Annotated in this window: 11 protein-coding genes and 2 pseudogenes; 6 read left to right on the top strand and 7 right to left on the bottom strand. The window is 61.7% G+C overall.

The genetic code is table 11. From position 1 onward, the window contains the following. Positions 1-178: 178 nt before the first annotated feature. A pseudogene (locus FXO19_RS13355) lies at positions 179-442 on the top strand (transposase); the annotation flags it as partial. 57 nt (positions 443-499) lie between these two features. Here the strand turns inward: FXO19_RS13355 and FXO19_RS13350 are convergent. From FXO19_RS13350 to FXO19_RS13340, 3 genes are all read right to left on the bottom strand, one after another. Further along, positions 500-1765 (bottom strand): HEPN domain-containing protein, encoded by a 1266-nt coding sequence (locus tag FXO19_RS13350; protein ID WP_149195606.1) that lies wholly within the window; start codon positions 1763-1765, stop codon positions 500-502. A 548-nt stretch (positions 1766-2313) separates the two neighbouring features. Beyond that, the gene (locus FXO19_RS13345) at positions 2314-2598 is read right to left on the bottom strand and encodes a helix-turn-helix domain-containing protein (protein ID WP_149195605.1); all 285 of its coding nucleotides are present in this window, start codon (positions 2596-2598) and stop codon (positions 2314-2316) included. A gap of 196 nt (positions 2599-2794) precedes the next feature. Continuing rightward, the gene (locus FXO19_RS13340) at positions 2795-3124 is read right to left on the bottom strand and encodes a helix-turn-helix domain-containing protein (protein ID WP_187775786.1); all 330 of its coding nucleotides are present in this window, start codon (positions 3122-3124) and stop codon (positions 2795-2797) included. Positions 3125-3381: 257 nt separating this feature from the next. Between FXO19_RS13340 and FXO19_RS13335 the strand changes: the two genes are divergently transcribed. Continuing rightward, positions 3382-6072, top strand: a complete 2691-nt coding sequence (locus FXO19_RS13335) for a TonB-dependent receptor (protein ID WP_255516421.1) — start codon at positions 3382-3384, stop codon at positions 6070-6072. Further along, a complete protein-coding gene (locus tag FXO19_RS13330; protein WP_255516420.1) occupies positions 6072-8294 on the top strand; it encodes an Atxe2 family lasso peptide isopeptidase in 2223 nt (740 codons plus the stop codon). Before FXO19_RS13335 ends, FXO19_RS13330 begins: the two co-directional genes overlap by 1 nt. Here the strand turns inward: FXO19_RS13330 and FXO19_RS13325 are convergent. From FXO19_RS13325 to FXO19_RS13310, 4 genes are all read right to left on the bottom strand, one after another. Further along, positions 8247-9989: an asparagine synthase-related protein gene (locus FXO19_RS13325; RefSeq protein ID WP_149195603.1), complete on the bottom strand. Its 1743-nt coding sequence runs from the start codon at positions 9987-9989 to the stop codon at positions 8247-8249. The two genes, FXO19_RS13330 and FXO19_RS13325, sit on opposite strands and share 48 nt — an antisense overlap. After that, positions 9989-10657 (bottom strand): lasso peptide biosynthesis B2 protein, encoded by a 669-nt coding sequence (locus FXO19_RS13320; protein WP_187775785.1) that lies wholly within the window; start codon positions 10655-10657, stop codon positions 9989-9991. The genes FXO19_RS13325 and FXO19_RS13320 overlap by 1 nt, the downstream gene beginning before the upstream one ends. 48 nt (positions 10658-10705) lie before the next feature. After that, positions 10706-10852 carry a benenodin family lasso peptide gene (locus FXO19_RS13315; RefSeq protein ID WP_255516419.1) on the bottom strand — a complete coding sequence of 49 codons (147 nt, stop codon included), beginning with the start codon at positions 10850-10852 and terminating at the stop codon, positions 10706-10708. A gap of 157 nt (positions 10853-11009) precedes the next feature. Then, positions 11010-11642 carry a GntR family transcriptional regulator gene (locus FXO19_RS13310; RefSeq protein ID WP_149195601.1) on the bottom strand — a complete coding sequence of 211 codons (633 nt, stop codon included), beginning with the start codon at positions 11640-11642 and terminating at the stop codon, positions 11010-11012. 117 nt (positions 11643-11759) lie between these two features. On the opposite strand from FXO19_RS13310, the pseudogene FXO19_RS13305 reads away from it, so the two are divergent. The 3 genes and pseudogenes from FXO19_RS13305 to FXO19_RS13295 all read left to right on the top strand — a co-directional run. Next, positions 11760-12127: pseudogene (locus FXO19_RS13305) on the top strand (RtcB family protein); the annotation flags it as partial. Between the two features lie 222 nt (positions 12128-12349). After that, positions 12350-12544 (top strand): hypothetical protein, encoded by a 195-nt coding sequence (locus FXO19_RS13300; RefSeq protein ID WP_149195600.1) that lies wholly within the window; start codon positions 12350-12352, stop codon positions 12542-12544. Between the two features lie 429 nt (positions 12545-12973). Continuing rightward, a complete protein-coding gene (locus FXO19_RS13295; protein ID WP_149195599.1) occupies positions 12974-13381 on the top strand; it encodes a DUF2971 domain-containing protein in 408 nt (135 codons plus the stop codon). Positions 13382-13466 lie beyond the last annotated feature (85 nt).

The following is a 13466-nucleotide window of genomic DNA, read 5'->3' as shown; positions in this document are numbered from 1 at the left end:
TGGGATGCTGAGTGGCCATGTTAGCTGCGCGGCTGGGGGCAACGCCTTGGCCGTCCGCCGACACACGGGAACGCAGAAACGGGGCGAGTGGCCTTCCGACTGTCCGCCCCTGGCTGAGGCTGTTTGAAAACCCCCGTCTGGCTGGCAAGATCTCAGTACCAGTCGATGGGTACTCTGCATGAAGCGATTCGTAGATGGAGTCGATCGTTCCCAAGGGCTTCTGCTCCCTGATCGGCTGGAGGACTACGTCCACGAAGACAATCCGGTGCGGGTGGTCGACGCCTTCGTCGAAGCCCTCGACTTGAGCGAGCTGGGCTTCGAGGCTGCCAGTCGCGCCGTGGGCGGGCGGCCTGCCTATCACCTGATCGCCCTGCTCAAGATCTACATCTACGGCTACCTCAACCGCATCCCCTCCAGCCGACGCCTGGAGCGCGAAGCGCAAGACGTTGCGTCTATCGAGTAACCGAATCAGAAATTCACGTGATGCTTCGAACAATGGTTAGGTGTTCTGTTGCACTTCCGCTCGTTCAAGCAGCCTCTGCTCGGTGTCGATTACCATCCTAAGGATAAAATGAAGCGAGCGAAATAGCCTTATTTCCTGTGTATTTAGACGGCTCTTCCCGCGGTGAACGATTTTAGACCTGACCCTATAGATGTCGCGAAAAAGTTTAAGGAGATTCTCTCGCGCCGTCGGCGTTTTTGCGATCAAAAAGGCACATCTGTTAGCCATCAAAGTCGTGAGTCCGACACTCGGATCGGCTTCTTCATCTCCGAGCAGAATCTCAATGGCTACCGCTGCTTGAATGTATTGTAGCAGCGCATCTCTCCCACAGTAGCTTTCGAATAGCCAGCGGGCGGACAAGGCAATGTTTTTTCCCATGTCGGACCGGAAGACCGAACCGATCCGAGCAAGCTTCTGGCGCATGAGGTTTGGGTCGTTGCGAGCGTCTTCGGCTAGCGCAAGACGCCCGATCCCATACTTGTGCTGATCATCAATATCTAGCGTGCTTTGCTCCACCCATGCGCCGTCGTCGAGGCGATGGACGTAGAGGTGCGACACCTTTCCGTCTATCTCCTTGATATCGGAAGGAAACTCATCAAAGAGGCCCAGCGCGATGCCGAGACCAAAGAAGGTGAGTACATCATCCCGCGCAGCGAAGAATGGCTCCGTCTGCTTGCTTCGGAAGTAGCCATTCATTGAGACCTGGAGATAGCCGCCGTCTTCATCCCACGGTGGGGCGGGCCTCGCGTTCGACATGAGTCCCATGAGACCCTGGTGTCGCACTGCCATAGGAAACGCTGCGCTTAACGTGGCGCCAGATACAATCCGATGTCGGGGTGACAATGGAGTGTCGCCAAGTTCACGAGTAACTGCAGCGCCAAGGGGGTTTGGCAATCTGATCGTCAGCTCGTAGGACCAAGGGAGCGTGGCGAAGGCTTCGACGAGATCTGACGCAACTTTGCCGAGATCCCCATAACCTTCGTAGTTGGCGAGGGGAGTCTCATTCGCATCCGTGTTCGGGCCCGGTCCCTTGAAGCCTGTGTCAAGTTCGTCGGTGGCAAAGGTTGAGAAAGGATCATCTCCGATGAAGCGGCTCAGTTGTTCAGCGAGCTCTCCTTTATCAGGCAGGCTCTTGATGCCAGCGAGCCCGCGAAGTGACCAGGCGGAGATGAAATAGTCAGCGAAAACAGTGGCGTTATTAAGCTCGGCCACGAGCTGCTCAATAAGGCGCTCTCTTAGAGGCGCCGCAAGTGAAAGAGGCATGAGGGCACCTGACAAACATGATCGGATCGATTTCATACCTTACAACGCGCCATAAGCACTCGATAGGTAAGGAAGAAATGCACTTTTACTTGGCTACTAACGCCTGCTCATGGCCGGAAGCGGACGCCCGGTACCACCCTCGGCCACGTTTGGCGGCAGGACGCCTGCGGTTAGGCGTACGTGGCGGGCTATACGGACCGCCAGACTAGCTGTAATAGGGAGATGCCCCGGCCCAGCTTTACCGCTTGCTCAAGGCGGCGGCCTCTTTCCTGTTGCTGAGCGGCATCCGTTGCCGGTGCAAAGGCCGTGCTGCCGGGGCACGGCCACTTTGCCATTCCGCCATACCTAAAGAAGTCGGCGCTTTCACTACTTTCTTGTAGGAATAGTCTGAATCCCATGCGGTCGCGTGCGCATCTAGGATAGGGGCAACAACAATCCGATGTTGCCCGTCTCCGAGAGCCGGGACAATGAGCCAAGCCGTCGCGGTGGTTAGTGAGGTCGATTTCGAACAGTGAAGTGCAACGTAGGGCAATGCCGCCCGGCTCAGATCAGTGCTTCCGCTTGCTCTTGACCTTGAACTCCGCAATGAGTCGCGCCAGTTCGTCGTCTTCGGCATAGAAGTAGGCCACAGGTAGGTTAAGGACTCTCGCAAGATGCTGCAGGGTCTGTAGGTCGGGCTGGTGCACGCCCGTTTCGTAGCGGTTGACGCGCGTGCTGGCAACGAACTCGTCCAACCCTGCCTGGATGCCCAAGGCGCGTTGGGAGATGCCGTGAGCTTCACGAGCCTCACGCAGCCGGCGGCTGTAGACCGGAAGCGAATCCTTGTCAGCCACGTGCGGGTGCGTTCTGAAGTTCCATCAAAAGGAAGCATCCAGATACGCGAGCCAACGCGATACTACGATAAACGTAATTTTGGGTTGCCGGGAAGGATTAGATGCGTGTTACCCAAACCGCCTCTTACGGGAGAGTGAGGTACGCACATCCCCCTTGTTGCCGTGGCGATCGCAGACCAAGAGTGAGCTGCAACCGCTACATGCGCTTCATCTTTGCGATGATCGCCTCGGCATCGGCTTTCCTTTTTGCAGGTTCATCGCTCCGCGCAGCCGCAGCGATCGACGCCGCCTCTTCATCATCCTCGGTGAAGAAGTAGGTGAGCGGCAGCGCTAGCACCCGAGCCAGTCTCTTATGCAAGCCCGGCCTCGCCTGGTGCCTGCCGTTCTCGTAACGACTGATCGTCACCCCTGCGCCGGAGTAGTCGAGCCCTGCTGCCACTCCCAGCTCGGGCTGACTAAACCCGTAGCTCTTCCGAGCTTGGCGTAGGCGCCGCCCGTAGAGCTTCTCGGCTTCCTGTGAGCTCATGTCTGCATCCCTGGAGGAGATACACAGGAGCTTCCGGAGCATCGGTTGACACGGATACTACGTAAAACGTAATATTCAGGAAGCTACGTTTAACGTAGCTTTGGGGGGTTTTGCTTGGCGCCGCGCCTTCGGGGACTAGGAGGGCACAGCAACTTCATCCGGGACAGAGGGAGGGATAGATCATGACAAGCGGTGCTCTATGCGGCGTTTGGGTGGTCCTACTAATCGTGGCGTCCATTGCCCACCCAGTGGCAGCAGTGAACGCCATCCAGGACGGTAGCGCGGACGTGGCACGAAGTGAGATCGGGCTGTCACCCGAGGCTGACGGGTTCAGACTGACGTTGGCGCGAGGCGCCCTTTCCGCTGCGCTGACATCCCTGCTGCCGCTGCATGCAGCAACTGCGCAAGAGAAGGTGCCGATAGGCGCTGTACACGCGTTTGACCTGCCGGCGGGCGACCTTGGTCTGGCGCTGGATGCGTTCGGCGCGCAAAGCGGTATTCGCCCCGAGTACCCGCCTGGGTTGGTAGACGGCAAGCGGGCGCAAGCGGTGCACGGGCAGATGAGCTGGCGGGAGGCGCTCGACCGATTGCTGCTCGGCAGCGGCTTGGCGTACGGCTATTCCGACGGCAAGGTCGTCATCACCGGGCGGACGGGGAAGACTGCCGGGCCTGTGTCGCCGTCCGTGCCGGCGGACCCGGAGCGGGCCGCCCCGCAAGCCGAGCCGGAGGCGACGGATCTTGCCGCGATCACGGTCACCGGCACGCGCATCCGCGGAGGCACGACGCCCTCGCCGGTGATCACGATCGGCGCCGAGCGGATTCAGGAAGAAGGGTTCACCGACCTGGGCGAGGTGATCCGCAGCGTGCCGCAGAACTTCTCCGGTGGCCAGAATCCCGGCATCGTGGCGGGTGCCGAGGGCGGCGGTATTGCCAACCAGAACACTTCCGGCGGTTCGGCGCTCAACCTGCGGGGTCTGGGTCCGGACGCCACGCTCACGCTGTTGAACGGGAGACGGCTGGCCTACAGCGGGTTCGTGCAGGCGGTCGACATCGGTGCCATCCCGGTCGCGGCGATCGATCGGCTGGAGATCATTCCCGATGGTGCGTCGGCGATCTATGGATCCGACGCGGTCGGTGGGGTCGGCAACGTCATCCTCAAGCGCGACCACGAGGGAGTCTCGGTCGGTGCGCGGTACGGCAGTGCGACGGACGGCGGCCTTGCCACCCGTGAGTACGACATGACCGCAGGCGCCCCCTGGCGCGGTGGCGGATTGATCGCCACCTGGAAGAGATCGATCGGCGAACAGATCGATGCCCGCCAACGCGACTACACGCGCCACCTGGACGGTCCGACATCGCTGCTCCCGGAGAGCGGGTTGCGCAGTGGACTGGTCAGCGCCCATCACCTGCTCTTCGACGGGGTCGAACTGCGGCTGGATGCACTGAGGACCAAACGCAACCAAGTTGTCTACTATCCGGCCACGGCCGACAGCTACTTCCCCGCGACGGCCGCGACCACCACGGCCTTCGCATCGCCTGGCCTCCAGCTCTCCCTACCCAGTGGCTGGACATCGTCGACAGGGGTCACGTGGGGCGAGGACGAGACGCTCACGGGACTGTCGATCGTGTCCCGCTCGACGGGTGCCGTGACGCCGTTGGCCCCTTCGTCCTACCGCAACCGCACGGTGTCATACGAGGCGGAGGCGGAGGGCAGCCTGTTCGCCATGCCCGGCGGGCACGCGCGGCTCGCCGTCGGCGCCGGACACCGGGAGAACACGTTCGTCCAGGAGAATCTGGCCACCGGTGCGATAGGGGCCGCCGGCAGCGAGAGCAGCCGCTTCGTCTATGCCGAGATCAACCTGCCGGTGGTCGGGGCAGGTCCGCAGATGCCCAGCGTGCCGCGATTCACGGTGACGGCCGCGCTGCGTGGCGAGGATTACGACAGTTTCGGCGAGGTCGTCACGCCGAAGGTTGGCGTGGTGTATCGCGCCGGTACCGATCTCACGCTCAAGGCGTCGTGGGGGAAGTCCTTCAAGGCACCGACGCTGCTGCAGCGGTACCAGACGCCCTCCGCCTATCTGTACACCGCAACGGCCCTCGGGGGCACAGGCTTTCCCGCCGGTGCGACGGTACTTGTCCCATACGGCGGCAACCCGGACCTCGAACCCGAGCGCGCACGGACGTGGAGTGCCACGGCCGCTTTCCATCCCGTGTCCCTGCCGGGCCTCGAAGTCGAGGCGAGCTGGTTCGATATCGACTTCTCCGATCGCATCGCGCAACCGCTGGTGTACCAGGCGGAAGCGTTGAGCAATCCGAGGTACGCCGCCTTCATTGACCACGGACCAACTGCAGAGGCGCTGGCGAGTGTGCTGGCGATGTCGCAGTTCAGCAACTTCACGGGTGAGCCCTATGACCCCGGCCAGGTCGTTGCGATTGCCTTCAATCGTTACATCAACACGGTGTCGCAACGGGTCCGGGGCCTGGATCTCTCGGGATCCTACCGGGTGGATCTCGGCGAGTCGCGACTGCAGTTGCGCGGTTCGGCAAGCTGGTTGCGCAGTGCGCAACAGCGGCTGGCTGGGGAGCCGTTCCACGACCTGTCGGGCACCTTGTTCCATCCTGCCAGGTTGAATGGCCGTACCGGTGCGGTCTGGAGCCAGGGTGGGTTTTCCGCTTCTGTTTTCGCCAACTACGTCGGTGGTGTGACCAACCCCGTGGACGACAGGAAGACGGCGTCGTTCACCACCGTCGATGCCTCGTTGCGCTACGACACCGCCGATGGCGACGGGCCTTGGTCCGGGCTCGACATCGCGCTTTCCGCGATGAATGCATTCGACCGTCAGCCGCCGCTGTATGCGCCGCTGTCGGTCGGAAATCCACCTTACGACTCGACCAACTACTCGCCCGTCGGGAGATTCCTGAGCGTGAGTGTGGCCAAGCGCTGGTGATGTCGATCAATCCATCGGGGCAGGACATGAACAGATCGAACGGGAGCAGGGCATGCCGGCCGTGGGCTTCGGTTGCCATCCGGCTCATGGTGCTGGCGGGACTGCTCAGCGTGCTCGTCGGCGCGCGCGCAGGTGAGGTGGTTTCGCCACGTCGCCTGATCGAGGTGGTCGACATCAGCGGGCCGGTGGTGTCACCGGACGGAACGCGGGTCGCATTCCGGACCGAACAGGCATCCATCGACCGGAATACCTACGATTCGGTGTGGTATGTCCAGGATATGGAGGGCGACGCTCCGGCGCGGAGGATCGGCGAGGGAGGCCCCCCGTTGCGCACGTCTGCGGGCCTCACGCTGCCTGCCATGGCGGCATGGTCGCCGGACGGGCGCTGGATCTACTACCGGGCATTCATGGATGGCCGGATCGACGTCTGGCGTGCCAATGCCGATGGCTCGGGCGCGAAGCCGGTCACACAGGATCTGGCGGATGTGCGTGATTTTTCGGTGAGCGCCGACGGAAGGTCCCTCGTGTACAGCGTCGGCGCTACGCGCGAAGAAGTCATTGCAGCGGAGCAGGCGGAGTACGAGCGCGGTATCCGCGTCGACAGGTCCGTTCCCATCGGCCAAGGCGCACTTTTCCGCTCCGGGAACGTCGAAGGCCGGCTTGCCACCCAGCGCCTCGATTACCTGGGCGATGGCTTTGCTCGCGTGCCGCTGCTCTCGGAAGTGCCGGATCGCTGGAAGGCCATCGACCTGGTGGAATGGACGGCGCGGGATGCGGTGCCTGCCGAAATCCCCTCGCCAGGACCCGTGGCACCGTCCCTGTCGAGGGACGCCTCCGGGCCATGGCGCTCCGCATACGATCCGGCACGCGGCCGCATCGCGGTACTGACCCGGATCGGTGAGCAGGGCAACCTGGTACAGAAGCCTGATGTCGAACTGTCGGCAGTGCTGGAAGAGGGGGGCGGCCGCGTCCGCTGCCAGGCTGACGCCTGTGCGGGCAAGCCGATATCGGACGTGCAGTGGGGGGTGGGCAGCGACGAGGTCATCTTCACCGTCACGGATCCCGCGGAGGGGCTTGCACAGTCGATCTTCCGGTGGAACGTGGGCAGTGGCGAGGTGGTCCCCGTTGTACGGGCGCAAGGCCTGCTCAATGGCGGGCAACGATACGGTGTCGCGGATACCGGTTGTGGACGCTCTCTCGTGGCGCTCGCCTGCGTGGCATCCGATGCGAACCGGCCGCCACGTCTGGAGAGAGTCGATCTGGAGACCGGCGAGCGGCGCGTGTTGTTCGACCCCAACGCATCGCTTCACGCTGCGGTCTCGTTGGCCACGCCCGTGAGGCTCCTGCGCTGGAAGGATGCGGCGGGGCGACAGTTCACGGGACAGTTCTTCGCCGCGCAGAGGGCCGACGATAAGCCGCCGCCCCTGTTCATCGCTTACTACTACTGCCCAGGATTCCTGCGAAGTGGTTTCGGGGGTGAGTGGCCGTTGGCAACACTCGCCGAGAAAGGAATCTCGTCCCTGTGCGTGAACTACCCGCCGTTTCGCTTCGACGCGCTGGAGCGGTTCAACGAGGGTCTGGCTGCAGTGAAGAGCGCGGTGGAGATGCTCGCCTCCGCTGGCGAGATAGACCCGGCCAGGGTCGGAATGGGCGAGCTTAGCTTCGGTACCGAGATCACCATGTGGACGGCGTTCAACTCAGACCTCCTGAAGGCGGCATCCATCACGGGCGCGGTGCTTTCCCGAAGCATGTACCTGCATGGAACCCTCAAGGGGGAAGAGTTCGTGTCGCGCGCGAAGAGGATCTGGCAACTCGGCCCGCCCGACGAAACCGCGGACCAGTGGAAAAGGATTGGCCTGGAATTCAATGTGGACAAGGTCAGCGCACCCGTCCTGATGCAGATTCCCGAACAGGAATACCTGTGGTTGCTTGATTCGGCCGTTCCTTTGATGCTGGAACAGAAGGCGGACCTGTACGTGTTTCCCCATGCGCCCCACTTCAAGTTCCAGCCCAGGCACCTGCTGGCAGCGAACGAGAGGAACGTCGACTGGTTCCGGTTCTGGCTCCAGGACTACGAGGACCCCGCACCGGAAAAGAGGCAGCAGTACCTGGGCTGGCGGAACATGAAAGCGCGAGCCGTGGACCGGGACGGCCATGAGCCGGTGGAAGGTGGATCATCCTTGTCGTCGAATCCAGTTCTCCGCCATCACGAAGGTCAGTAAGCGAAGGAAGGATTCATCACGCGGGGGCAGTTCTGCCATGCAGAAGCGGGTGATTGCCTTCGGATCGATCAGGCCCTGGTCGTGCAACGCTCCCGACAGCAGGGTGTCGTGGATCTGCATGCGGTTCCGTCTGAACAGTGCACCCAGGTAACCGATGAAAGTGCCTTTGCTCCTCCGGCCGATGATGTCCGGAGGGAGCATGTCGGCGAACGCGGCCCTGGCCACAGCCCTGTTGCGCCCACCACGGACCGACAGCCATGTCGGAACGCGAAGGCACGCCTCGACGACCGGTTGGGAGAGCAATGGCATGCGGATCCAGCTGTCGTCGCCCCGGAAGACCATGTCCCTGAACAGATGGTTGCTGGCCAGGTCGAAGATCCTCTCCCTGTCGCCGAGGAACGCGCCTTCGGGCACTTCAAACCACGGGTGGTCGTCGGCCGCTACCGGGTCCATTGCCGGATTGAGGAAGATGCGGTTCGGTGGACAGGGAAGTTTGGGTGGCTGCACCATCTTCCGGAGCGTCAGCCTCGTGGCTTTCCACATCGTGCATTGATGCAATGCCGACAGATCGCCGATCGTGGCGGCGCCTTTCAGCAAGCCTCGTTCCCGGATGGCGTCTGCAGCGGGAACCGCATTGGTAAGAAGTCCGAATACGGTGTCTCCACCCGCGCCGAGATAGAAGCTCGATGTTCCGTGAAGGCGACTCGCCGATTGCATCACCTCGGCGACCGCATGCTGGAGGATGCCGGTCCTCGGCGTGGTGGCGTCCACATGCGGGACGATGTCGGCGCAGGCGATGTCGGGATCGAGATGCCAGCTGTGCAGTCCGACTCCGAGAAGGTGCGCTATCTGTGCCGCGTAGTGGCGCTCGTCTCCACCGGGAACCGGCGTCACCACGTTGCCACAGACCAGCCGGGAATGCGTAGCCTGCAGGCACCCGGCGACGATGGACGAATCCAGGCCGCCGGACAGCTCCATCAGGATGGACGCGTCGACATCCCCCCAGGTCCTGACCACCTTAGACACGGTGCGTCGGATCTCGGCAGCCGCGTCCGACAGGTTGGTGTGCCGTTGTCCCGGCGCGACGAATGTCCATGGCGACCATACTTGATCGGTGACGATGTGTGTCCGCTGGACGCGCAACGAGGTTCCCGGAAGCAACTCGCAGATATTGGCCAGCGCCGTTCGACTCGTCTTGAGATTGGGGTAAGTCAGCAGGTGAGCGATGACGTCCCAGTCGACCTGCTTCCTGTACAGGCCCAGGCGCATTGCCAGCGAAATGCTTGAAGTGACGAACCCGTAGCCGTTCCGGAGCGAGTAGATGCAGGGAACACCCCCCGAGGGATCACGGGTTACAGCAGCAGACGAGTCACCTGCGTCGTCGGGCTGGAAAAGAACGTACTCGCCCCACATGCTCTCAAGGATCTGGGTCCGGAGCTGGCTGGCGGAACGAAGTTCCCTGATCTGATCGACTTCAGGGCCATCCGCCGATGATGTGCGCGGGAATACGTGTCCAATCGCAATCCCGCTGCCGGGCAGCACCACAAAGGGCGTGTCGTGAGAGACGAAGACGCGAAGCGGACCTCTGGAGAGGCATTCCCGCATGCCATGCTCCAGCAATGCAGCAGCCATTCCGGGGGGATCTGCCTTCCGCTGGTGATCGACATCTACAAGGGCGAGATATCGATAGCTCATCAGACGACCAGAATCGGTGTGTGGGCCCGCGCGTGCCCGACGGTGTCGTTGAGGACCAGGTCTTCGACCTGCACCCAGCAATGCGCCGAGAACGGATGCGACGTGACACCGAAGACAATGTTCGCGTGGAGCTTGCGCCTGGCAAGGAACTTGACCATTGCGAGGGAATCCAGCAGGCAGATGTTCTCCACCGGGACATAGGCGCGGGCAAGCCTGAACTCTGTGGAGGCCTGACACAGGAGTTCGTCCACTCCACCGTCCCGCAATGACATCTGTGATGGCTGCTTGCGCTGCCTGAATGCTGTCACTGCTGAAACAACGCTTTTGAGTGACTTGGATCTCAACTGCCTGCGTATTGAGAAGACCAGCGCGAACACATCGAGCACACCTTTGAAGTGCACTTCGGACGAAGCCGATTCTTCGATGGCGCTTCGAACGGGATGCTGACTCTTTGCAATTTTGATCGGGAGTTCGTCAGGCGTCGGCACGAGAATGTTTCGCGCCAGGAGGACATCGATATCATTGTTGGCGTGCCCGTCAATGCAGGCATCGAAGGAGCGCTCCAGCCTGTCGGGTAGGCGGAAGTAACGATCATCCCGAATGTCGATGAAGACGAGGTGGCCGTCTACTCGACAAAACGAGAGGTCATCGCGCAGGGCGTAGGGCAACGTTGCCTCGAAGACGAGAGAGGCGCACCTCACGGTGCGCCTCGCCGTTCACTCCTCGGTGATCCCGGGGAGGACGTTGATCCCGGTGGGCTCAACGCTGCCGCCCGGTCCCTTGGTCTCGATACTCGCCACGCCGAGTTCGATGATGTCGTCCTGCATTTCCGGACGCGGGGTGTTGTCGTTTCTGTTGTTCATTTCCGTCTCCTGCTGATTGAGTCATGGGGCTCCATGACGGCTTCAGCGTAGGAAGCGGATGTCCTGATCTTCAAATGATCTTTGGATGATCATCGAGTGATTATCTGCAACTGTGACGTCCGTAGCGGAGTCGCGGAGCCTGCTACGCCGCCCGGGATTACTGCAGGCGGTCGTGTCGCTGCTTGAGTGTCACCACGATGCACGGAACCAGTTGCTTGCGACGCTCGTGATAGTGGCGCAACGCCACTTTCAGACTGGGCATGTCGCGCTGCTGCCAATGCCGGTTCAGCTCGATGATCTCCTCGAAGGCCCCATCGATCAGGCCGCGCTTGGCCCTACGGATCGGGGCGAGCCGGCCGTTCATGCGCCCTATCTCATCGTGCACGAAGGTGTGGGCGGTGGCATGGCCAATGGCGTCGAACAGTTGCCATGTCATCTCGACGGGGTCTTCGTTGGCTGAGGCGACATCGGGCTGGCGTACGCCTCCGGAAAGCCTGGTGGCGATGCCGATGTCGCACGCCATCAGCAGCAGGCGCTGCATCCAGTCGTAGGCGTCGCGCAGTTCGACTTCGGTAGGCAGCGGGAGGTACACGCCGCCGCGGGAGTGGTGCTCGAGCAGGCCTTCGCCGACGAGGCGCTCCAGTGCGAGCCGCGCCGGCATGAGGCTGGTGTTGAACTCGGCGGCCAGCGAGGCCGGATCGATCCGGTCGCCGGGCAGGTAGCGTCCTGATCGCAGCGCTCGCCGGACCTGGTCCTGCAGCTGCACGCTCTTGGTGTGGAATGCGCTCATGGCGGACCTCCGTATCCGCTAATGGCGGGATCTAATCTGAGGTCGTTGGCGATTCGATGCTGGGACATGGGTCAAGATTTCCGCATGCGGCTGGCCTGTTGGGCCTGCACGGCACCGGAGACGCACGCTGGCCGCGAAATGCTGGTGACCCGCAAGGACGCGGTGCGGGCGGGCAGGGGCGAACTCGGCATCGTCCCCGGCAGCATGTGCGCGAAGAGCTTCATCGTCCGCGGCCTGGGCTGCGGCGACAGCCTCCACAGCTGCAGCCACGGCGCCGGCCGGGTGATGAGCCGCGCCGCAGCCCGCAACAGCATCCCCCTCAAGCAGCACCGCGAGGCCACCGCTCACGTCGAATGCCGCAAGGGGCAGCCCTGATCGACGAATCGCCAGCCGCCTACAAGGACATCGACGCGGTGATGGCGGCGCAGGCCGACCTGGTGGAAGTGGTGCGCGCCCTGCACCAGGTGGTGTGCGTCAAGGGGTGAGGGATGGTCCCGCGCAGGCGGGGCCGTTTCCTGTGCGTCGCATCGCGCCCGTAAGGTGGCCTATCGCCGGCTATAGCATCGGCACTTCATCGCGATTCGTCCATGGCAGGGCAGTGGCCCGGCCGCGTGTCCAAACTCGATTTGACGACCCAAGGCACGCGGCGCAGAGTTCGCGCTACGGCCCATCTAGGGCTCTAACCGTAGTTAGGCCCCAGAACAGGCATGACCGTGCAGACCAAGAAATACGTCGTTCGCCTCGCTCTATGGCTTGCCGCGATCGTTGTTGTGGCATGGCCGCTGCATCTGGCCCGCTCAGAGATCGGCAACATCGCGTACATTGCAAGCGCCGCAGTCGTTCTGGCCGGTTGCTACTGGCTTGGCATCCTGATCACCAAGCACATAGGCAAGGCGCGATAGGCGTCACCGCCGTGAGACGCAACGGTGCTATGGGGGCTAACAATTCATTCAAGCCGAAACCGCTTCGCGGTTCGGCTTAACTCAGGCGTTAGGCTGCACATTGTGATCCCAATACGTCTCTATAAGTATCAGCCGATTTCGACGAGGAGTTTAGAAAACCTCGTTAGCCGAACCTTGTACTTTGGCTCGCCTCAGAATTTCAATGATCCCTACGACTGTGCTCTTTCCGCAAAGGTCACCGACCTCACCCATGAGCAACTGGCGAGGATTCGCAAGAGGCTACCCCTTCCCGCCGGGGTCGGACCAACAGATGACGAGATAATTCAGCTCCTACAGGGCGCGTCGCAAGACACAATCACTAAGACCATAAAAAGCACTCTAAAGAATCGCGGAATTTGCTGTTTCTCTGAGAAGAATGACAATCTTCTAATGTGGTCTCATTACGCCTCTCAAGGTGCCGGGATGTGCCTGGAGTTTGATACGGCTGGGCCGACATTTTCCCTCTTACACAAGGTCGCCTATAGCCTGGAGTTCCCTGTCATTGATCTTGAAAGAATGCTCTGCAACGAGGACTACAACCAGATCACGGAGATGTACTGCACGAAATCGCAGGATTGGTCATACGAGCAAGAGTGGCGGCTTCTGCATAAAGAGGCCGGCACCCGCTACCACTACGCAGACAAAGAACTAACTGGGGTGTACTTCGGCTCGCGTACAACCGCAGAGATCAGAGTGGTCGTTGGAAACCTCGCCCGCATGTTGAATCCCGCGGTAGATTTGTGGCTGGGTGAACTGAGCGACTCTTGCTTTCGTCTCAACTTTACAAGGATTCCGTAGGCGCAGCCTAACAATTCATTCAAGCCGAACCGGTAGTTCCTACGGTTCAGTGGACACCCTGATCTCACTTCAGGAGTGTCTTCAA

This window comes from Luteimonas suaedae (assembly GCF_008312895.1).
GTDB classification, from domain to species: Bacteria; Pseudomonadota; Gammaproteobacteria; order Xanthomonadales; family Xanthomonadaceae; genus Luteimonas; species Luteimonas suaedae.
Note: the sequence above shows the minus strand (reverse complement) of the source record. Positions and strands in the feature narration are given on the sequence as shown.